Here is a 20,565-nt window from a genome sequence, read left to right as displayed (position 1 = left end):
GCACCGTCAAAAATAGAGGACAGTCTTATAGTAGACTGTCCCCTCACGCTCTACGCCGTTTCATTTCCTGCAATACTTCGTCCGCTTTTTGCTCATAGGATAAATCTTTAAAGAAATCCGCCAATCTTTTATAATCATTATACGTATCTAATAAATCATCCATCTTTTCTACTTTCATCACTTGTTGTTTTTGCTTCATTTTTACTGGATAACGATAGCCCGATACCTCTTGTATTTTGTAATACTCATCCTCTACCTGAATGACCTTTACAAGTTCCTCCTCTTCCGCATCCATCGTATATCCATCAAAATCTCTAAGCAATTCATAAATGATATGAGTCCATTCATCTTTTGGATAAAATCCTTTTTCTAACCGATAACCGACAATGCGATACATATGCCCATCGTTTTCTGCAAACTGTACTGTATCATTTAGCTTAAACTTAAAATAACGAAACATTGCCTTCACCTACTTATATGTAATGTTCTTATCACATACTATTTGCAAAATGTAGGTCTTGCTATTCATAAAAAAATACTCATCTTATAGATGAGTATTTTTTACGATGATTTTTCTCTTTTCTTTTGAAATGGTAACCACCAGTTCCAGTCTCCAAACAATTTCATTAAACTCGGTACAAGCATAAGACGAATAATTGTTGCATCAAGGAATATCGCTAATGCAACGCCAAGCCCCATTTGTCGTACTGGTAAAATATCAGTAAAAGCGAACGCACCAGTTACAACAATCATAATTAACGCAGCTGATGTAATGATTCTACTTGTTGACACAAGTCCTTCTAACGTCGCTTGATCATTATCTCCTGTTTCTTCATATAGCTCATGAATACGTGAAATAAGAAAGACTTCATAATCCATACTAAGTCCAAATACGAGACCGAAAATGAAGATTGGTAAGACAAATAGAACAGGACTCGCTTCTAATCCAAAATGCCCACCTTCAAATAACCAAACAACAATTCCAATTGTTGCGCTTAAACTAAGTATATTCATAATAATCGCCTTAATCGGAATGAGTATAGATCGGAATGCAAATAATAATATAACAAAGGTCGATCCAAATATAACAGACATACCAATTGCAACTTTATCTTTAATTTCATCTTCTAACTCTTGTTGGAATGTCGTCATTCCACCTAGATAATACGTAACATCTGTTTCTTTATAATTTTGTTTAAAATCACGAACCCACTGTTTAGCAGTTTCAGTACGTGGTTTTGTTTTCAAAAAGACTTCTATTGTCGTCTTATTCTCTTTCGTATATGCTTCAAATACAGGAGCTAGTTTCGCTGCTTCTGGCGACGCTAATATTCCAGCAACTTGATCTGCTTTCATACCTGTTAACCCATCGTATAAATTTCTTACTTCATGCACTTTTTTATCGTCTTTTAATTTTTGAACGACTTCTTCTACCTTTTGTAAACTTTCTTTTTCTTTCATATCTTTTTTCGTCTCTACTACTAACGTAACATCAGCATGTGTTTTTGCAGTTTCATTAAATGCCTCTTCATACTTCTCGTATGCAATTCTTGTATCACTTTGTTTAGGTAAAGCTTCTACGTCAGGGAACTGTAAATTAGCTGTACGTAATGGTAATAAGCAAATCACAATAAATGTTGTAACAACAATAATCATCGCAATTGGATGCTTCATTACAAATTGTGCAAATTTACGCCACGCCTTTGCCGGTGTATGTGCTACTTGATTCTTTTTTAATATTCTTTTACCAATTAATGATAATAGCGCTGGCAGAAGTGTGAGTGAGAATAAAATACTCATAATGACAACAATCATTCCGCTAATTGCGACAGACTGAATATAATCGATCTTAAAGAAAAACAAGCCAGATAATCCAACAAATACACATAATCCTGAAAATACGATTGCGCGCCCTGCTGTTTGATATGTAATTGCTATCGCTTCTTTTACCGTTCGCTTTGCAACTTCCTCTCGAAAGCGATTTACAAATAATAGAGCAAAATCAATAGATAACGCAAGTCCAATCATCGGTGCAACATTTAACACAAAGATAGATAGTTCCTTATCGCTACCTATAAAATATAATATGCCCATCGTACTAATAACACTAAGTGCCCCATTTACAATTGGTAAAATAGATGCCAAAAGACTACCAAATGAAAATAGTAATACGAGAAATGCAATTGGTAATCCAATCATCTCTGCTACTTTTAAATCATTTTGCGTTCTTTCATTAATCTCTTGATTAATTTTTGGAAACCCTGTAGGTGTTACTTTTAACTCTGCATTACTTTCCTTTTCGATTTTATCAGCAAATTGTAACGTCTTTTCCATTCGTTCCTTGTTTGTTTTCCCGGAAAATAAAATTGTCGCATAGCCGATATCATCTTGTAACATTTCTTTATTTTGCACTGGGTGATGGAAAGATTCATAAGTCTCTTCCTCTTGTACATTTTTTACAATTCCCTCTACTTGCTTTTGAAATTCCTCATGTGAAACACCTTTATTTTTTTCAAAGACGAGTAACAGCGTATCTTGAGACCTCTTAAAATCTTTATCTAAAATTTCTTTCGTTTTTTGATAGTCTCCTTCCGTTTGGAAGCCATCACCACCTAATACTCCCGGAAGCTTTGGAGCGAAAATACCGAGTGCGATCGCAACCAATAGTAATGCTACAATTACTGTATAACGAAATTGATACAAAAAAGCGCCTAACTTCCCCCACTTATCTACTTTATGTACATTTGTTTTCAAACATTTTCACCTACTTTAAATAATTCAATTGTCATTTATACTGTATCACATCTTCGTACAAACAAAAAACGTCTAGAAACACTATAATGATAGTTTTTCTAGACGTTTTTTCATCTCTCTTTATTAAGCCCCAATCTCTCGGTAAGTAAACGATGGTAGTAAATCGCCATAATTAACAAAATACCACCTACGCAATAACCAGCTAAAATATCAGTTGGATAATGCACATTTAAAATAACTCTGCTTAACCCAATCGATACAATTAAAATTCCCATCAAGATCGTTATAACATATTTCCCCGTTACACTCTTCAAATTTGCCGCAATGATATAAGCAAGAAACCCGAATGTCATAATAGATAACATTGCATGCCCACTAGGGAAACTATACCCAAGTGCATCCAACGCTTCATTTAACGACGGACGCTCCCTTTTCGCAATTTCTTTTATTCCTTTATTTACAAGATGTGTTACTAAAATACCAACTGGATATACAATCATCGCACCATAATAACGTTTTCTCCAAAAAACAAGTAAACTTATAACGAGCGTAGTTACAATCCCAATAGCAGACCCTAATTTTGTATAATGTGAAAAAAATGTAAGCGAACCTTCTGTTTGTAATCCTTTTACTAATGCTCGTACATATGTATCCATCACTGTAACGCCACCCGCATGTACACGCCAAGCAACAATGCCAAATACAGCAAGTAATAAAACGATACATACTACCTCATATTGATATAACTTCTTTTTCAAACGATTTCCTCCTACTATGAAAAAATGCGATTTCTGTTTTAGAAACCGCATTCTCTTACTTATTTACCTTTTGTTTTTAGCTCTGTCCAATAACGATCATAGTCTTTTAACTTATCGTCTACATCAACAAGCCATTCTGTACGATCTAATTCTTCTTTCGTTAAGAAAATCATATGGTTATCACGATATTCTTTACTATGAAGAGGATGAGCTTTTTCATTTGGATTACTGTATCCAATTGACTCGTAGTTTTTTACACTTACTTTCTCATCTAGTAAGTAGTTCATAAACTTCTCTGCAAGCTCTTTGTTTTTCGCACCTTTTGGAATTGCTAACGTGTCAGCCCAAATTGTGCCGCCTTCTTTTGGTACAACGTACTCTACATCTTTATTATCTTTAGCGATAAATGCTGCATCTCCAGACCAAACTGTTCCGATCCAAGCATCTTCTGTAATGAATTTTTGTTTAATATTATCTGTATCAAATGCTAATAAGTTTGGAAGCAGCTTCTTTAAATCATCTGCTGCTGTCTTTAACTGCGCATCTTCTTTCGTGCTGTTTGAGAAACCATGCTTCTTAAGACCCATACCTAATACTTCACGAGAATCATTTAATAAAGTTACATGCCCTTTATATTTCTCATTCCATAAGTCAGCCCAGCTTGTAGGAGCTTCTTTCACATACTTTTTATTGTATGCAATCCCTGTTACACCCCAAGTGTATACTAAAGAATATTTATTCTCTGGATCAAATGCCGGTGTTTTGAAATTAGAAACCATATTTTCGATGTTCGGGATATTCTTTTTGTCTAACGGCGCTAATAAATCCATTTTTGCCATTGTTTTAACCATGTAATCTGATGGCTGAATTAAATCATACTTCGCGCCACCAGCTTGTAATTTCGCAAGCATTTCTTCATTACTTGCGTACTTATCATAGTTAATTTTTACGTTATATTTCTTTTCAAAATCTCTTAGCACTTGCTCATCAAAATTGTCAGCCCAGCTATAAATGTTTAACTCTTCTTTCTTTTCACCACAACCAGCAAGTACACCAGCAACAAGACTAAAGCTAATTGCTGCGCCGGCTAATCTTTTCATTAATTTCATCGGTTTATTACCCCCTCGTACTTTCTATGTCGTTCGTATTATAAAGGAAGGTGTCCTCCAGAGTTTTCTTCACCATCTGCACCTTTGTTACGGAAGATTTCAGATAGAACCATTAATCCTACGATAGCTACAATTAAAATTGTTGAAAGTGCATTAATTTCTGGTGATACTCCACGCTTAACCATACTGTAAATGTATAATGGCAATGTTGTTGATCCTGGTCCTGATACGAAGAAACTAATTACAAAATCATCAATTGATAATGTGAATGTTAATAATGCAGCTGAAATAACTCCCGGTGCAATTGCTGGAAACGTTACATAACGAAACGTTTGCCACGGCGTTGCTCCTAAATCATTCGCAGCCTCTTCTAAATCACGTCCCATACCAGAAAGACGTGCAGCTAAAATAACGACAACAAATGAAATACTAAATGTAATGTGCGCAATAATAATTGTTGTTTTGCCAAGTTCCATACCTAATTGACTAAATAAGATAAGTAAAGATAATCCCATTAAAATATCAGGAATTAAAATTGGTAAATACACAAGACCGTTAATAGCCCCTTCATAACGATATTTATAACGATGTAATGCAATCGCGAAAATCACACCAAGAACTGTCGTTACAATCGTCGTTATGATCGCAATCGTCATACTATTTACAAACGCATCAATAACATCTTGCTTTTGAAATAAATCTGTATACCAATGGAATGTAAAACCTTCCCATTCCGCATTAATGCGAGAATCATTGAAGGAATATACCATTAAAACCATCATTGGAAAATACAAGAACAATAAAATTAACCAAGAATAAGAAACTAAAAACTTCTTCATTTTTGCCTATTCCCCTCCGTTCCCATCATATTTATATACTTTCGTTGCACGATAATATAAGTAAATTAACAGTACAGAGAATAGAACAACAATCATAGATAACGCAGATCCAAACGGCCAATCACGCGCTCCTAAGAATTGATTTTGAATTACGTTTCCGATTAATGCTACTTTCGATCCACCCATAACGTCTGATACAACAAACATTCCGATAGAAGAAACAAACACTAAAATAGAGCCAGTAGCAATCCCTGACATCGTCATTGGTACTGTAACATTCCAAAATGCCTTTACTGGTGTTGCCCCTAAATCATAAGCTGCTTCTAGCTTACGCTTATCAAGCTGCTCAATTGCTGCATACACTGGTAAAATCATAAATGGTAATAAAGAATAGACCATTCCGAGTATTACAGAAGGTGTATTATATAGTAAATTTAAAGGTTCACTAATAATACCTAGTTTCAATAGCAATGTGTTTACAAGTCCTTGTGAACGTAAAATAACAATCCATGCGTATGAACGAACAAGGAAGTTAATCCAAAACGGGATCGTTGCCAATAATAAAAGAATGGAACGATATTTACGATCAACAATCGTAATTGTATACGCAAATGGATAACCAATTACTAAACAGATTACTGTTGTAATAACTGCAATCTTAACAGTTTCCCATAACGTCCCCATATATAATGGATCAAATACACGCGCTATGTTTTCTAATGTAAATTGCATTTCCACTGTCCCATATGCTCCGCGCTGCATGAAGGCAAATGCCAATACAAACAGAAGGGGAATTAGGAAGAAGATTAACAGCCACGCGACTGTCGGTAGTGCGAGTAATTTCCCTTTTTTCAATTTAAGGTCACCTCGTCCTCTTGCTCCCAGCCTACGTATACATTATCTCCAATGCTCCACTGCGTTGCTTCTTCAGCAGTTTGATATGCCATTAGTAATTCTGATGTTTTCTCGTCACGTACATAAAGCTTTTCCATATTTCCAACAAACTCAACGTCTTCAATATGTCCAAGATGGTATTCTTTTAAAATCGGCTCTTCAACCGAACGTACCTTTACGTTTTCAGGGCGAATTGCTACATAGCCTTCCCCGTTTTTCACAATATTATTTTCACCGATAAATGTCGCAACGAACATCGTTTTCGGCTTATTGTAAATTTCTTTCGGCGTTCCAATTTGTTCAATATGTCCTTTATTCATCACGACAATACGATCACTCATGCTCATCGCTTCTTCTTGATCGTGCGTTACGTATATGAACGTAATTCCTAAATTACGTTGTAAGTTTTTCAATTCACGTTGCAAATCTTTTCTTAACTTAAAGTCTAACGCCCCAAGTGGCTCATCTAGTAATAATACACGCGGGTTATTTACAATTGCTCTCGCAATTGCTACACGCTGCTGTTGTCCACCAGAAAGCTTTGCAGGTTTACGATTACGGAACTCAAGTAACTGCGTTAAACGCATTGCCTCTTCAGCACGCTCTTTCTGCTCTGCTGCCGGTACTTTCTGCATTTTCATACCGAAACAAATATTTTTCTCCACATTCATATGTGGGAATAGCGCATAATGTTGGAACACTAAGTTCATATGACGCTTATATGGTGGCAAATCGTTAATCTTTTCATCATCTAATAAAAGATTCCCTTTAGTTGGCGTTTCAAAACCTGCGATCATACGAAGTAACGTCGTTTTCCCGCAACCACTCGGTCCTAAAATCGTTAAAAATTCCCCTTCTTTAATGTCTAAAGAAAGAGGTGGGATAATCACTTGATTTCCAAAATGTTTTTCTACTGCTTCAACTTTAATAATCTTTTTCATTTTCCCGTCCTATCTACCTTAAATTTTAATTTTTATATTCATGAATAAATATTTATGTTCTATAGACTATTTTTTTGTTTCGATCCAAACAAAAATGGTTGTTTAGCAGCGTTCTCTTCTATTCTTTATGTAGTATGTTTGATTCATTTTCGCATGATACATAACATCGAACAGAAAAACCCCTTCCATTGCGAAGGGGCTATTATCATACGGCTACGCCTACTGATAAACACCATCATCATTTTAACAACTTTCGTATGAATTTTAAAGCACTTTTTGTAGAAGAGTAACGAATTTTCATATCGAATGCCGTAGATTGGGCCAAAATGCTTTTATAATGTGAAAAAGTCCGAAAACTTTCTTCCCCATGATAACTCCCTAATCCACTACTTCCAACGCCCCCAAAAGGTAAATATGGCGTTGCAAGATGATAGACAACATCGTTAATACAGCCTCCGCCATATGAAATATTACTCGTCACTTTCTTTTGTACTTCTTTATCTTCAGAAAATACATATAACGCTAATGGCTTTGGATGTTGCTGAATTGTGTCAATTACATCTTCTATGTTGTCGTATTCTATAATTGGTAAAATCGGACCAAAAATTTCATCTTCCATAACCGCATCTTGCCATGTAATGTTCGTTACTACTGTCGGTTCAATATGTAATGTATCTTTCTTATAATTCCCGCCGATTACAACTTGACCATCTTGTAAAAATCGACATAATCGTTCAAAATGACGCTCGCTCACAATGCGCACGTAATTGTCATTTTGCAAAGGTTCTTTTCCATACTGCTCTGCAATTTCGTGTCGTAATGCCTCGATTAACTGTTCTTTCACCGAAGCATGCACGTACATATAATCAGGCGCTACACACGTTTGCCCTGCATTTAAAAACTTCCCCCAAACAATTCGTCTTGCTGTTACGTCTATTTTTGCATCTTTATGTACAATACACGGACTTTTTCCGCCAAGTTCTAACGTGAGTGGCGTCAACCGTTTCGCAGCTGCTTCCATCACAACTTTTCCGACACCAACGCTACCTGTAAAGAAAATATAATCAAACGGTTCCTTTAACAATTCCGTACTCTCTTCTACACCGCCTTCTACTACAGCTACAAGCTCTTCTTGGAATAATTCCTCTAACATTCTCGTAAGCACTTTTGAAACGTTTGGCGTTAGCTCTGACGGCTTTAAAACGATTGTATTTCCAGCTGCCAACGCTCCTACAAGTGGTGCAATTGCTAATTGAAACGGATAGTTCCACGGTGCAATAATAAGTGTCACACCGTACGGTTCAGGTACGACTTTCCCCTTTGATCCAAAATGAGTGAGCGCTGTTCGAACACGCTTCGGTTTACTCCACGATGAAATATGCTTTAATTGAAAGGAAATTTCTTTTAATACATATCCAACTTCCGTTGTGAATGACTCATGAACTGACTTATTTAAATCTAATTTCAATGCCTGAAATATTTCCTCTTCAAAACGCTGAATGCCTTCATAAAGCTTCTTCAAATTATTCTTTCTCACTTCTATACTTCTCGTATGGCCATTATAAAAATATGCCTTTTGTTTATTTACAATAGAAGAAACACTCATTCATTCACCTTCTCCCACTATTTTTATCCAATTCTTTCATTATTTATATAGACTTCATATATAATAAATTCCTATTCGTAAAGTTACATTATATATAACTTCTTCTTGTATATAAAATTCATTGCTCACAAAAAAACTACCGAAAGAAAATCTTTCGGTAGTTTTACTGTATTAACGATATAAACGAACAGCACCTGCAGAATTATCATCAGCTTGTCCTACTACTTCAAACTTCAGGCCAAGATTCGGTAAAATACGTCCTGCATCTGGAATCTGTTTATTAATATACGTTTTCGAATCATCAAACTTCGGTACGCCTGCTAAGCCATTATACGTATACGTTCCGCGCGTTGGAGATACAACTTGCCAAGCTGGCGTTTTATCGAATGAGAACGCCGCATCAGCGATTTGGAATCGTGTACTACTTTCAATTGTCGGTTTACCATTTAAAGTTCCTACAATTGCTTCTGGATGAGAATCCACTACACCAAGGAAACCATGTCCTGGATGTAAACCAACCCAGTTATCTGTGTAAGCTGAGTCTGCATACCATACAACCATACCAGAGTTATATTCTGGACCGCGAGCAAATTTCAATGCGCTATCTGATCCAGTATGATTTCTCCACTCTACATAGTAGTTATGTTTTTTCTTCTCAGTTCCGTTAGAAACTGCAAAACCATCTAATTTAAATTGTGGTGTACCTTCTGCATCATCAGAGAATACTACTTTACCATCTACTGTTAATGAAGCATTATCAAGTAAGAAACCGTTTAATGCTAAGCCACCATCTGTAATGTACTCAAATGTTAATTTTACTTTCTTACCTTTGAATTGGCTTAAATCATATGATTTATCAATCCATTTTCCATTTGTCGAATCAGCATTTCCACTATTTGCTTTCTCACCAAGTTTTTCAATTAGCGTTTTTTGACCATCTTCTGTTACAGCATGTACTTCAAGGAAATCATACTCCGCTTCGATTTCATATAACGATTTGAAATCAAATTTCGCATTCGTTGCATTCGTTAAATCGAACAATGGTGTTTCTAACGTTGTATGCAGATTGTCACCTTTTGTGCTGTAGTAATACTGCTTACCAAACGCTGGAGCAATCGTTTTTATATCTTTATCAGGTAAGTTTACACGAATCATACCTGGTCGGTTAGATTTCGTAACACTTTGGTCTAAATATGTCGCTAGACCGATACCTTTATTTAATTTCTCGTAATCTACTTCTACGATATTCGCCCAGTTACCACCAATTGTTTTTTGGAAAAACTCTTTATTTTGTGGTGAGAAACTCGTTGGCGTTGTTCCTGCAATCTTACCAGCCCAACTTCCGCCACTCATAACAGACCAAGCTTGAATTGGCTCACCATGACCGGTATAGTCTGTATCATACTCATCTGGAAGACCTAAATCATGACCGTATTCATGCGCGAATACACCAACCGCGCCATCTTCTGGTTCAATTGTGTAGTCGAATGCTGCGATCTTTCCGCCCCAATATGGAACTTTCGCTTGTGTACCTTCAATTGGGAATGGTTTTGGTCCAACTGTCCAACGGTGTGACCAAATTGCATCGTCACCTAATTTACCACCGCCCGCTTCTTGTCCAACACCTGCATGAATGATCATTAAGTGATCGATTAAACCGTCCGGTTGTTTTTGATTTCCATCACCATTTACATCGTATTGATCGAACTGATCAAACTCAGATAAATCAATACCGCTATCTACAGCTGCTTTTAATGCATCTTTTACTAAATCACGTGGTCCTTTTGGTCCTTTATTATCATGCCCTGTAGCAGCATCTGCACCGTAATCAGCAGCTTTACCAGGAACTGTTAACCATTTTGTAACTGTTCCGTCTACTGTATAACTACCACCAGATTGCTCTTCGTAATATTGTTTAAACGTTTCGATTTTGCTTCCATCCTCTAATGCGAATGGCTCATCACCGAATAACATTTTTTCATAATGTTCTTTGTTAAAGTCTTCCGAATACATATAGCCAGGCTCTTTATCGATATTGTTATGTTTAAAGTCAGCGTACTCTACAAGTAAAACGAGTACTTTATCTTTACGAACATCACCGTTGTATGCTTTTTCCTTCGCTGGAGATGTTGGTACTTTACCATTTAGACCACCCCTAACTGGTCCTGTCGCTGCAGGTGTTCCTGTTGCAGGTTTATCTAACTTTTCTTTCGTGTCTGCTTTCGCATCTTTCACTTTCTTTAAAAAGTCAGATGCTTCTTTCGTAAGTGGGTCCCCATTTGATACTTCTTTCCCAGGATTTTCACCCTTTTTGTTCTCTACGTATTGTTCGACAGCTTTCTTTGTTTCTTTCTCTGAAGCCTTCGAATCAATTACCCCACGTTTTTTTAGCGCATCTGCTAAACGTTCTTCTGGAATTAAATGATCATCAACTGGGCTAGTAGCTGTCTTATTCACAGGCGTTTCAGCATATGCAGACTGACCACCCGCTCCCAATGAAAGACCTAATACAGCTGTCAAAGCGATTGATGACAAAACTTTGAACGGTTTCTTGTTCATCCCTTATTTCCTCCCCTAATAAATAATATGTATTACAAATTGAATTTTATTAAAAATTCAATATTTTTTCAATATTTAGTCATATTATGTAATGTTTTTAATATATTTGTAAAAATTCCATAGTTAGCATACGAGCATATCACAATTCAACAATGTTTTCTGAAAATATTGAAAATATTTGTCAAAAACTTTATAATCGCCATAGAGGGAATTTAATGGGGATTTTATCTTTGTTTTATCTACAAAATATTTGATAATTCACTACATAAAAATACAAAATCCGATTGCATTATCACGTATTCTGTAGCAGCAGTTATGACCGATAATTAGGGAGGAATTACATTTGTACAAAGATAAGACTGACGCATTGGATCAAGAATGGATTGATTTAATACTTGAAGCTCTAGACGCTGGTATCGCTCTACAAGATATCGAACATTTTTTCCAACGTACGAAACCATCAAGCCAGGCTCAATAGGTTTGTTCTTTTTAAAGAAGTTTATGTTATAATAATGACATCATAAGACGACGACATATTGATAGAAAGGTGCGCAAATATGATTGGAGAACGTATAAAACGCCTGCGTTTACAAAAAGGTATTTCATTAACTGAACTTGCCGAAAAAGCCGGTGTTGCTAAATCTTACATTAGTTCTATAGAACGAAATTTACAAAAAAACCCTTCCATTCAGTTTCTTGAAAAGATCGCAGCAGTTCTACAAATTCCAGTTGACACTCTACTTCATGATGAAACAACAAAGGAAAATCACTTAGACTCCGAATGGACACAACTCGTTAAAGATGCGATGAGCTCCGGCGTCTCCAAAGAACAATTTCGTGAATTTCTTGAATTTACAAAATGGAAGCAAGATCAAAAATAATAAATAGAAAGAAGTGCTTACAATCGGCACTTCTTTTTTCTTTATAAAAAAAAGCGGGGGATACCCGCTTTTTTATTATTTTTCTTCTCCAGCTTCTTGGTTAGCATTGAATGTCCATTCTAAATTCAATGAATCACCTTGGAAGATATTTTGGTCTTTTCCATCATCTACAAATTCAAATTGTACCCATAAATAATCCTCTGTACCAGCTTCTAATCCACCCTTTTCTCCCCACTCAGGAGCAAAGATGTCTTTAGCTAAAAGATCTGGGTCAGTTTTTTGTAAGTCTGCTAAAGTTGTTTCATATACAGGCTCACTTTGTTTATCCCAGTTCCAAAGGAATTTCACTTTAACGTGCTTACCAAAGTCTTCACCAGCATTATCACCTTTTGCATCTTGTACAGTATACTTTGTCGCTAGTTTAACATCTTTAATTGTTAATGAACCGCTATTCTTTAATAAGAACTCTTTCTTAATAGAATCCCCTGGTTTTAAATCTTTAATATCTACAAGCGTTTTAGGGTCTAATGTAAGATCTAACGTCCCAGCTGCAAATGTATTGTTCGATACTTCTTTATCACTAAAGTAAGCGAATGTTCCTCCACCAATTAAAGATAACCCCAGTGCCGCTGATGCAACTCCCATACCTAATTTCTTTTTCAGACTCACAATCAATTCCCCCTAGCTGTTTTTTATATTTTTACCCCTTATTTTTCAATAAGGAACATAAAGAAAACTATATTAGCTTCGCTAACATTCGTTCTCTTTTAAAAACCTTAAGTTCATTATAACGAACAACACTATATAAATACAACATTTTTTTATTAGTATTTTCAGTTATTTTTATTTCTCAATACTATTTTAAATTTTCAAAAAAATATTGAGAAATAAAGAAAACAAGCTGAATAGGTGAGGCGCAATGCTCTCTTGCCTATTCAGCTTTATAACCTCTATTCGCTCTGAAATGTTGCTGTATTTTACTTGCTATCTTTATTTTTCTGTTCTTCTTGTTTCTTCTTCTCTTCCAACTTTTTCGCCTCTTCTTGTTTCTTCTCTTCTAGTTTTTTCGCTTCTTCTTGCTTCTTACTCTCTTCTAGTTTTTTCGCTTCTTCTTGCTTCTTACTCTCTTCTAGTTTTTTCGCTTCTTCTTGCTTCTTACTTTCACTCACTTGTTTTGCCGTTTCCTCTACTAGTAATTTCTCAAAATCTTGAATTTGTTTATCAATCACCTGTAACCTTACCTCTTTATCAACATACTCACAATTGTCTTTCACTATATGGAAGCCAGCATTCACATACGAGAATACTTGCTTATTCGATTCGGTTGTATTACTTTTTAACTCTTCTTGTACTTGATTATAAGGGGTTTCTATTGATACATATACTTTTTGTAACAATTCTCTTTCCGCAACTATTTTCTCACGCCCTTGCTTCCACGTAACAAGCGCCTGTTCTAACTCTTGAGTGGAAGTGACAGTTACTTTTGATTTCATCTCTTCATACTCACGTAAAATAACTTCCTTATGTTGCTTAGCTTGTTCTGTTAATTGATCAACTGTTTTTGGAAAAATACTTGCTGTAGAAATTGTAGCCGTTACTTTCGTTTCATGAACGAAAGCTGCTTCTGTATAAGTCATCATTTGAGAGCCTAAATAAAAAGTAATAGAACACAAACATGGCAATATAAGCATCTTTTTGAAATTGCTAGGTGGCTTCAGCATTTTAATCTCTCCTATCGAACAACTTGTTCTTTATCAAGAACTATACCTTTATTATAATAAAGGGAATTATAAAATGATATAAGAAATTATGTTTCTTTTTACATTTCCCTTTTAACAGAAAAGGAGACTATCATTTTTGATAGTCTCTTTTTGTTGTCCTTATTATTTTGTTTCACCATCGCCTTGCTGTGCATCAAACGTCCAAGTTAATTGTAACTTATCGCCTTGGAATTCATTTTGATCTTTTTTATTATCAACGAATTCAAATTTCACTTTGAATTTATCAGATTTACCTGCTGAAATACCTTTTTCATCCCAGAACCAAGCAGCTAAATCGTTATTTACCGCAGTAAGTGTATCACCCTTCAATTTATCTAGCGTTGTTTCTTTTACGATTGTTTCATGCTTGTCTACATTTTTTAAGAATGTTACTTTAATATGTTTACCAAAATCATCTTTATTATCTTTCTTCACATCTTCTACATTGTAATCTGTTTTTAGTAGTACTTTTTTAATATCTAATGTCCCTTTATTTTCTAATTTAAATTCTTTTTCAACTGTATCACCAGGTTTTAAATTCGATACATTAACAACTGTTGATGGATTTAATGCTAAATCAAGCGTACCAGACGCAAATGTATTATTTGACACTTCTTTATCGCTAAAGTATGCAAATGTTCCTCCGCCAACTAATGCCGCTCCTAATACAGCTGATGCGATACCCATCCCTAATTTTTTCTTTAAAGTCATGTCCATATCCCCTTAATATATATATTTGTTAACTTCCTAAAAGGAAAGTATAACCAAACGAACTAGACGGATTGTTCTACTTTTTTCTCTTTCTTTTCTCCGTCAATGCTACGAATAGCACTAAAAATAGAAATCGCGGAATAGCCTAGTAAAAAGATCCCTGGAATAATAAGAAGCAACGCAGCTCCAGCTTTTGAATTCGCATAATTTAATGCATATCCTGCATAAGGAACTGTAATATCCGCATATTTCCCAATGACATTCTCCGCAAGTACTGGTTCTAAATCAGGGCCGTTGTTGTTATCCCCTTTTGTTTCATACATTACTTTTCCATTTGTATCTTTCACACCGATAATACGGTGAGTGATAATTTTTTCATCTTTCTCTTTAAAAGTAATAACATCGCCTTTTTGATATTTAGAACCATCTTTCGTCGGCTCTATCGCAATGATTGATCCTGTTAAAAATGTCGGTTCCATCGATCCTGATAACACTGATTTAAATTGATATCCCATCACTGTTGGATCCCCACCGCTCGCTTTTGAAGAAATAACTACAAAAGCTAAGCAAATCATCAATGCAAATAAAACAAATGAGATAACGTTGCTAATCACCTTCCAAATTAATTTCATCGTTTCTCTCCCTCTCCGTTGTTTTATATTATTTGAAGTATGCAATATTCACTATCGTTCTTTAACGAGAACACAAGTAAATAATATAACGAACAACACAGAAATGCAATAAGAAAATTTACAATTATTAGTTATTTTGTATATAAAAAAAGACTGTGACAAAGTCTCTTCACAGCCTTTTAACTAATAATTTATTTTTCTTCTGATTTCATTCCTGTTGTATTTCGGCGTAGCACTAGAAATAGAATGGCTCCAAATAATACAGCTGCGCCTATTCCAATGCTTATTATTTTCATATTTGATTCGCTTACTTCAGGCGTAGCCGTATCTTTTTTAGGCATCGCAAAAGTAACATCTTCTTTAGAAAGAACATTTATCGTCGCAATTGTTTGATTGTTTTTCGTAATATCCACTGCACCAACTACTTCACCACGATGAATTCCTTTATGATACAAAGAATCTTTATCTAATGAAGCCGCACGGAAAATCGTCCTCACATTTTTTCCTTCATCTTTCTTAAGCATAAGTTCTGCACTTTGCTCCAGTTCACTATCAATATCTTTATTTAAATACGTTGTCTTTTGATGCCAACTATGTTTATCTAGTACAGTTTGCTTCACAAATTGACCAAAAGAATATTCCGCCATCTGCTTCAAATCTTCATAAATTTCAGGTCTTTGAGAAGCCATTACTACATTTATAATACGATTCCCATCCTTCTCATTTAATAAAACGAGTGTATTGCGTGCTTCATTTGTAAAACCCGTCTTACCACCAATGCTATATGGATTTTCAAAATAAGTAGACTTATTAAAAATAGAAACCGTCTGGCTAGATGTCGTAACCGTCGTCCTTTTCGTATTCATCGCTTGTAAAATCTCAGGATACTTTTGTACACCTCTCGTAATCATAGCCATATCATACGGCGTCGTATAATGGTTTGGATCATGCAATCCATTTGGCGTTACAAAGTGACTATCTGTAGCACCTAATTGCTTCGCCTTCTCATTCATCATATGAGCGAAATTCTCAACACTTCCGCCAATGCGCTCCGCAATTGCATACGACACATCATTCGCACTCAGCACCATTAAAATCATAAGCGCTGTATTTCTATTAATCGTCTCACCAGGTTGAAACTCAATTTGATAATTACTCTTCTCTTGATCTAATGCTAATTGTGAAAACGTAAATTGATCCTCTGGCTTCGTATGCTCCATAAGTAAAATTGCTGTTAACACCTTCGTCATACTCGCCGGAAATGCGCGATGATGTGCGTTTTTGTCGTACAAAACATCTCCTGTTTTCGCATCAATCGCAGTTGCAAACTGACTAAAAACATTTGGCCCTTCCTTAGGTGGTGGTGCCACTTGTTCTGGATTCACTCCAATATTCGTCTCAGCACGTAACGTCATAGGTGTCAAAAAAAATAAACAAATAACGGTAATAAAAGCCAAAATTTTCTTAAAATTTACCATATGACTCTCCCTTTTCACTATACTCTCACAGCTTAAAAACTGAATCTACCAATCTATATGTAATTTGTATTAAATTGGAAGAATATTTACTGTTTTTTACTATATCATACTTTTACGATAAATAACATAAATATACAACAAAAAATAAGAAGGAATTACTCTTTCTTATCCTTCTCATCAATCAATGAATCTATTAGATTTTGACTAGCTTCCTCAGGTGTAATCTCATCTGTCATCCCCATAAACGACCAACCTTTAGAATCGACCCACTCAACAAACTCTTGTAAAAACTCATCATGTGTAACATCCACATCAAGAATCGAGCCATTAATCGAAATCGTTCTATTTCTAGATACGCGCATCTTGAACGTTTTCCTTACCATTACAATAATTCTCCCTCTACTTCTGAATATTTATAAAGTGAAACTTTAATCCGTGGGGGGGCTTCGTCCCCCACGGATTATTAGTTGAACCAATCGGGCTTTTACGGGCAGTTGATCCCCCACCTAACTTCTTTGCTTTGCTGAATTTTGAGTGGGGTCTTACTGCCCGTTAATGCGGGGTAAAATAATCTTGTATCTCTGTTATACATGATTTTAAGTAAATTGTAAAAAGGATATATTGGCCAATTTGCATATTGAAACTGAAAATCTATCATCCTGCAAAAACATCAAACGATATGTAAATGATCATAAATTACTAAATACATTCACATAAAAATAAAATAACTTATATTTTATCACACCAAATACAAATGACTTTCGTACAATAGAATGGAATATACTAGAAGAAAGCTTAACATGAGGAGGAACTCTATGGCGCGTTGTACGTATTGTAAAACGAAGTGGAAAGCAAAAGATGTATGGTCGATACTCGTGACATTTGAAAAAGATTGCCCGTATTGTTTTGGGAGACAATATCTATCAAAGAAAACATTGAGCGCTATGCCGGAATTTATAAGCTTACCTTTACATTTCTTACTCCCTTTTCTTGTTGATTTAAGTGATGAGGGTCCTTTAGATTGGTATAGAAAAAAATAATATAACTGCTTTATTCGAACTCACTTTTCATTACATTCTCTACTTATATATTCCTTAATACACGACTAGCGCCATTCCAACTACTTTCCCTTCAAATTTAATATATAATATTGTAAAATTTCAGTTAATTTTATATAATTACTTTAGCATACAGATTAAAGATGCTGTTACATACACATTTTTGAAGATCCCGTAGCTCAGCAGGGAGAGCGCCACCTTGACAGGGTGGAGGTCGTGAGTTCGAGCCTCTCCGGGGTCATAAAACCTAATAGTATCAAGGCTTGATAGAGTATTCTCACAAGCTAAACTTGTGGTGATCTCTATCAGACACCATAAGTAGTCCTCTTTTTTGTTTCCATAAAACTGAGAAATGACTGAAAAGAAAATGCTACTTAAATTTGTATAGTAATTAAAATTATAGTTTTTACACTCGTTGAAATCAGTTAGATAACTCTTAAGACTACCGTTTATTTAACTCAGATCCCTATCCCCCTCAGATATCCTAATTTAACGATACTCTACTTAGTAATTCTATACAAAAAATAAAGCAAGGATTTCTCCCTGCTTCTGTTAGCTTCTTTTATTGAGAAGATTAACCACCAATATTCTTATCTGCCAGTCTATACATTTTATATCTATTTTGCCCTCTTCTTTTTTCGATTTCTAAATATTACCTCTAACACTACTACTGCGATGAATCCTACAGTTAGTTGTAAACCTGTAAAAAGAAGTTTAACATTTAGAGGAATGTCAGGTGCACTCCACATTAACGCTGGAGGAATAAGGATACCAATAATTACAATAATTCTCATTATCTTCCCCATTTTGTTTCTCCTATCATATCTTTAAGATTTATGTTTCTTTTTACAATTCTACTAATTTCTCACGTAGAACCAATTCACTCTCAGTCATATACCCTCTATGCATTTCCTCTACAACCTTTTCATGATTAAAACATAATACTTTTTCATCACCTAGATAGCCTACTGGATAAGGAACACCCACGTAATCAAAATCACGTTTATCTGCTGATACAACCATTCTTCCAATAATCATAACAAATTGTTCTATCTCTTCTAGCTTAACTACTGTTCCGATTGGTAAAAGTTTCATTTACTCATTCTCCTTTTAATATACTCCATTAAATTAATTGCTCCTATCGCCATTGCTCCCCAAAAGACCACACCAAATGTATATACAATCTTTTCCTTTATTGAATATGGCCCCATCAGCCCGACAGCGATTGAAATTACAACTATTATTACCATTATAATTTTCGGAATCTTCATCACTTTACTACTCCTCATCCTTCTTCTCAAACTTAGCAAAAAATCCCCCACCATGACTTTTCCCAAAGTATGCACCCATCTCTTGACCAAGGTGTATTTTTGCCCCAGCTGTACCAAATCCATACTCTAGGCGAACTGTTAAGTCATGATCTTCAAAAAACGGGATAATATTTGGAACATCAATTTTTTCCAATAAAAGTTCATATTTATTTACTGTAACTTCCGCCCCCAATTTCAAAGTGTACTCATCTATTCCAGCAACACCTGATACATCTCCATATTTTTGTGTCACTGTTGCTTGTCCTACATAATCATTAGACATTTCTTTTTGAATCGAACTCTCAAAAAAAGAACCGCCAGCTTTAATTCCAACCAGCCCCCCGCCTGCAACATCACCGATTAATATCTTCTCATCCTTTGGAATACTAACTTCAAGAGAACCTGACCCACCTTTAAATGCAAGTTTGTTCCCCTGAGATATTTCATACTCTCCTTCTATTAGTGACCCTTCTGCTTTGAATCCCGTATGGTCACCTTCCGCAAATTTAAAATCCCCCTTTAATACCTCATAATCCCCTTTAAAAGGTTTCCCAGTTAAAATACTGGAGGCTAGTGCAATAGCAACATCCATGTTATCTACTTGTTCAAATTTATTAGCAGAATCAAGAAGAAACTTCTCAAGTGGCTCTAATATGATTATAAATTGTGCCATCTTAAAGGATGAATCACGGAAATCCGTATTAAATTTCATATAGGTTGAGCCCAACCAATTACTAGAAATCATATCAATATCTCGTTTTAGTCTCTCCTGTGTTACAGTTGCATTCGTGATAGTTGATCTAATAGTTCCTGCCACTTTTCGCAACTGTTCAGGAGTAACTTTTATATCCCCCATATCCATTCCCCTTTTAAATATTTATATAGAATATTTTACCACAATAGAGTTTTCGCAACTATGAATATTTTATATAATCTTAAAACTTCGAAGTCTTTTTCTCCTCAAAGTTACCCTTTCGGCACTTGAATTTATAACTTATGCATTCGCGCTAACTCAGTAATATCATCTAGTCCCATTCTACGAAATTATTTCTACTATAAGTATCTACTATTAGATACGTAGACCTATCCCTATTCAATCTTTCTAAATAAAACTAAAGAGGTATGCCTATCAACTGTTTCCTGTATAGTATCTCTATGGAACGGAGCTACAACAACTTTCATCCCCTATCATCTGCTATAATCATGAAAGAGTGTTGGTGGAGATAGTGAGTTCGAGCCTCTCCGGGGTCATAAAAAAGAGAAACCATATCACCC

General features: G+C 35.3%; 22 protein-coding genes and 1 tRNA gene. 4 read left to right on the top strand and 19 right to left on the bottom strand.

Annotated elements, in window-relative coordinates; translation table 11 throughout:
- Window positions 1-43: 43 nt before the first annotated feature.
- The 9 genes from FS742_RS16410 to inhA1 form a co-directional block, all read right to left on the bottom strand.
- Window positions 44-460: a histidinol dehydrogenase gene (locus tag FS742_RS16410; RefSeq protein ID WP_144613674.1), complete on the bottom strand. Its 417-nt coding sequence runs from the start codon at window positions 458-460 to the stop codon at window positions 44-46.
- Window positions 461-561: 101 nt separating this feature from the next.
- The gene (locus FS742_RS16405; RefSeq protein WP_144613672.1) at window positions 562-2,754 is read right to left on the bottom strand and encodes an MMPL family transporter; all 2,193 of its coding nucleotides are present in this window, start codon (window positions 2,752-2,754) and stop codon (window positions 562-564) included.
- A 110-nt stretch (window positions 2,755-2,864) separates the two neighbouring features.
- Window positions 2,865-3,512 (bottom strand): phosphatase PAP2 family protein, encoded by a 648-nt coding sequence (locus FS742_RS16400; RefSeq protein ID WP_144613670.1) that lies wholly within the window; start codon window positions 3,510-3,512, stop codon window positions 2,865-2,867.
- Between the two features lie 59 nt (window positions 3,513-3,571).
- Window positions 3,572-4,621: a spermidine/putrescine ABC transporter substrate-binding protein PotD gene (gene potD / locus FS742_RS16395; protein WP_144613668.1), complete on the bottom strand. Its 1,050-nt coding sequence runs from the start codon at window positions 4,619-4,621 to the stop codon at window positions 3,572-3,574.
- Window positions 4,622-4,659: 38 nt separating this feature from the next.
- A complete protein-coding gene (gene potC / locus FS742_RS16390) occupies window positions 4,660-5,460 on the bottom strand; it encodes a spermidine/putrescine ABC transporter permease PotC (protein ID WP_144613666.1) in 801 nt (266 codons plus the stop codon).
- 6 nt (window positions 5,461-5,466) lie between these two features.
- On the bottom strand, window positions 5,467-6,315 hold the full coding sequence (gene potB / locus FS742_RS16385; protein ID WP_000715496.1) for a spermidine/putrescine ABC transporter permease PotB: 849 nt from the start codon (window positions 6,313-6,315) through the stop codon (window positions 5,467-5,469).
- The gene (potA, locus tag FS742_RS16380; RefSeq protein WP_144613665.1) at window positions 6,312-7,295 is read right to left on the bottom strand and encodes a spermidine/putrescine ABC transporter ATP-binding protein PotA; all 984 of its coding nucleotides are present in this window, start codon (window positions 7,293-7,295) and stop codon (window positions 6,312-6,314) included. Before potA ends, potB begins: the two co-directional genes overlap by 4 nt.
- Window positions 7,296-7,533: 238 nt before the next feature.
- Window positions 7,534-8,901 carry an aldehyde dehydrogenase gene (locus tag FS742_RS16375; protein ID WP_144613663.1) on the bottom strand — a complete coding sequence of 456 codons (1,368 nt, stop codon included), beginning with the start codon at window positions 8,899-8,901 and terminating at the stop codon, window positions 7,534-7,536.
- A 171-nt stretch (window positions 8,902-9,072) separates the two neighbouring features.
- Window positions 9,073-11,460, bottom strand: coding sequence for a M6 family metalloprotease immune inhibitor InhA1 (inhA1, locus tag FS742_RS16370; protein ID WP_144613661.1), 2,388 nt, complete (start codon window positions 11,458-11,460; stop codon window positions 9,073-9,075).
- Between the two features lie 343 nt (window positions 11,461-11,803).
- Here inhA1 and FS742_RS16365 point away from each other — a divergent pair, with 343 nt between their 5' ends.
- Together FS742_RS16365 and FS742_RS16360 are read left to right on the top strand one after the other, a co-directional pair.
- A complete protein-coding gene (locus FS742_RS16365; RefSeq protein ID WP_060630024.1) occupies window positions 11,804-11,938 on the top strand; it encodes an anti-repressor SinI family protein in 135 nt (44 codons plus the stop codon).
- Window positions 11,939-12,017: 79 nt separating this feature from the next.
- Window positions 12,018-12,341, top strand: a complete 324-nt coding sequence (locus FS742_RS16360; protein WP_000578882.1) for a helix-turn-helix domain-containing protein — start codon at window positions 12,018-12,020, stop codon at window positions 12,339-12,341.
- 75 nt (window positions 12,342-12,416) lie between these two features.
- On the opposite strand, the gene calY is transcribed toward FS742_RS16360, so the two are convergent.
- The 6 genes from calY to FS742_RS16330 all read right to left on the bottom strand — a co-directional run bounded on the left by calY (window position 12,417) and on the right by FS742_RS16330 (window position 17,305).
- A complete protein-coding gene (gene calY, locus FS742_RS16355) occupies window positions 12,417-13,010 on the bottom strand; it encodes a biofilm matrix protein CalY (protein ID WP_144613659.1) in 594 nt (197 codons plus the stop codon).
- 308 nt (window positions 13,011-13,318) lie between these two features.
- On the bottom strand, window positions 13,319-14,062 hold the full coding sequence (locus tag FS742_RS16350) for a DUF4047 domain-containing protein (protein ID WP_144613658.1): 744 nt from the start codon (window positions 14,060-14,062) through the stop codon (window positions 13,319-13,321).
- A gap of 162 nt (window positions 14,063-14,224) precedes the next feature.
- A complete protein-coding gene (locus FS742_RS16345) occupies window positions 14,225-14,812 on the bottom strand; it encodes a CalY family protein (protein WP_000172849.1) in 588 nt (195 codons plus the stop codon).
- Between the two features lie 62 nt (window positions 14,813-14,874).
- Complete coding sequence (gene sipW, locus FS742_RS16340) at window positions 14,875-15,444, bottom strand: signal peptidase I SipW (RefSeq protein WP_098857355.1); 570 nt, start codon at window positions 15,442-15,444, stop codon at window positions 14,875-14,877.
- 191 nt (window positions 15,445-15,635) lie between these two features.
- Window positions 15,636-16,922: a D-alanyl-D-alanine carboxypeptidase family protein gene (locus FS742_RS16335; protein WP_144613656.1), complete on the bottom strand. Its 1,287-nt coding sequence runs from the start codon at window positions 16,920-16,922 to the stop codon at window positions 15,636-15,638.
- Window positions 16,923-17,077: 155 nt separating this feature from the next.
- Window positions 17,078-17,305: a hypothetical protein gene (locus FS742_RS16330; protein WP_000251865.1), complete on the bottom strand. Its 228-nt coding sequence runs from the start codon at window positions 17,303-17,305 to the stop codon at window positions 17,078-17,080.
- 432 nt (window positions 17,306-17,737) lie between these two features.
- Between FS742_RS16330 and FS742_RS16325 the strand changes: the two genes are divergently transcribed.
- Together FS742_RS16325 and FS742_RS16320 are read left to right on the top strand one after the other, a co-directional pair.
- Window positions 17,738-17,962 carry a hypothetical protein gene (locus tag FS742_RS16325; RefSeq protein WP_144613655.1) on the top strand — a complete coding sequence of 75 codons (225 nt, stop codon included), beginning with the start codon at window positions 17,738-17,740 and terminating at the stop codon, window positions 17,960-17,962.
- Between the two features lie 186 nt (window positions 17,963-18,148).
- A tRNA-Val gene (locus FS742_RS16320) sits at window positions 18,149-18,221 on the top strand.
- Window positions 18,222-18,597: 376 nt separating this feature from the next.
- Here the strand turns inward: FS742_RS16320 and FS742_RS16315 are convergent.
- Genes FS742_RS16315 through FS742_RS16300 form a run of 4 tightly spaced genes read right to left on the bottom strand, consistent with a single transcriptional unit; the run spans window position 18,598 to window position 20,146 of the window.
- Window positions 18,598-18,786, bottom strand: coding sequence for a hypothetical protein (locus FS742_RS16315; protein WP_078418797.1), 189 nt, complete (start codon window positions 18,784-18,786; stop codon window positions 18,598-18,600).
- Window positions 18,787-18,826: 40 nt separating this feature from the next.
- The gene (locus tag FS742_RS16310) at window positions 18,827-19,075 is read right to left on the bottom strand and encodes a DUF4176 domain-containing protein (protein ID WP_000771625.1); all 249 of its coding nucleotides are present in this window, start codon (window positions 19,073-19,075) and stop codon (window positions 18,827-18,829) included.
- Window positions 19,072-19,251: a hypothetical protein gene (locus FS742_RS16305; protein WP_000701191.1), complete on the bottom strand. Its 180-nt coding sequence runs from the start codon at window positions 19,249-19,251 to the stop codon at window positions 19,072-19,074. The genes FS742_RS16310 and FS742_RS16305 overlap by 4 nt, the downstream gene beginning before the upstream one ends.
- A gap of 7 nt (window positions 19,252-19,258) precedes the next feature.
- The gene (locus tag FS742_RS16300) at window positions 19,259-20,146 is read right to left on the bottom strand and encodes a WXG100 family type VII secretion target (RefSeq protein ID WP_186327186.1); all 888 of its coding nucleotides are present in this window, start codon (window positions 20,144-20,146) and stop codon (window positions 19,259-19,261) included.
- Between the last annotated feature and the right edge of the window lie 419 nt (window positions 20,147-20,565).

Source organism: Bacillus cereus, assembly GCF_007678085.1.
Classification (GTDB): domain Bacteria; phylum Bacillota; class Bacilli; order Bacillales; family Bacillaceae_G; genus Bacillus_A; species Bacillus_A cereus_BE.
The sequence above is the reverse complement of the archived record's forward strand: the minus strand, read 5'-3'. Positions and strand labels throughout refer to the sequence as shown.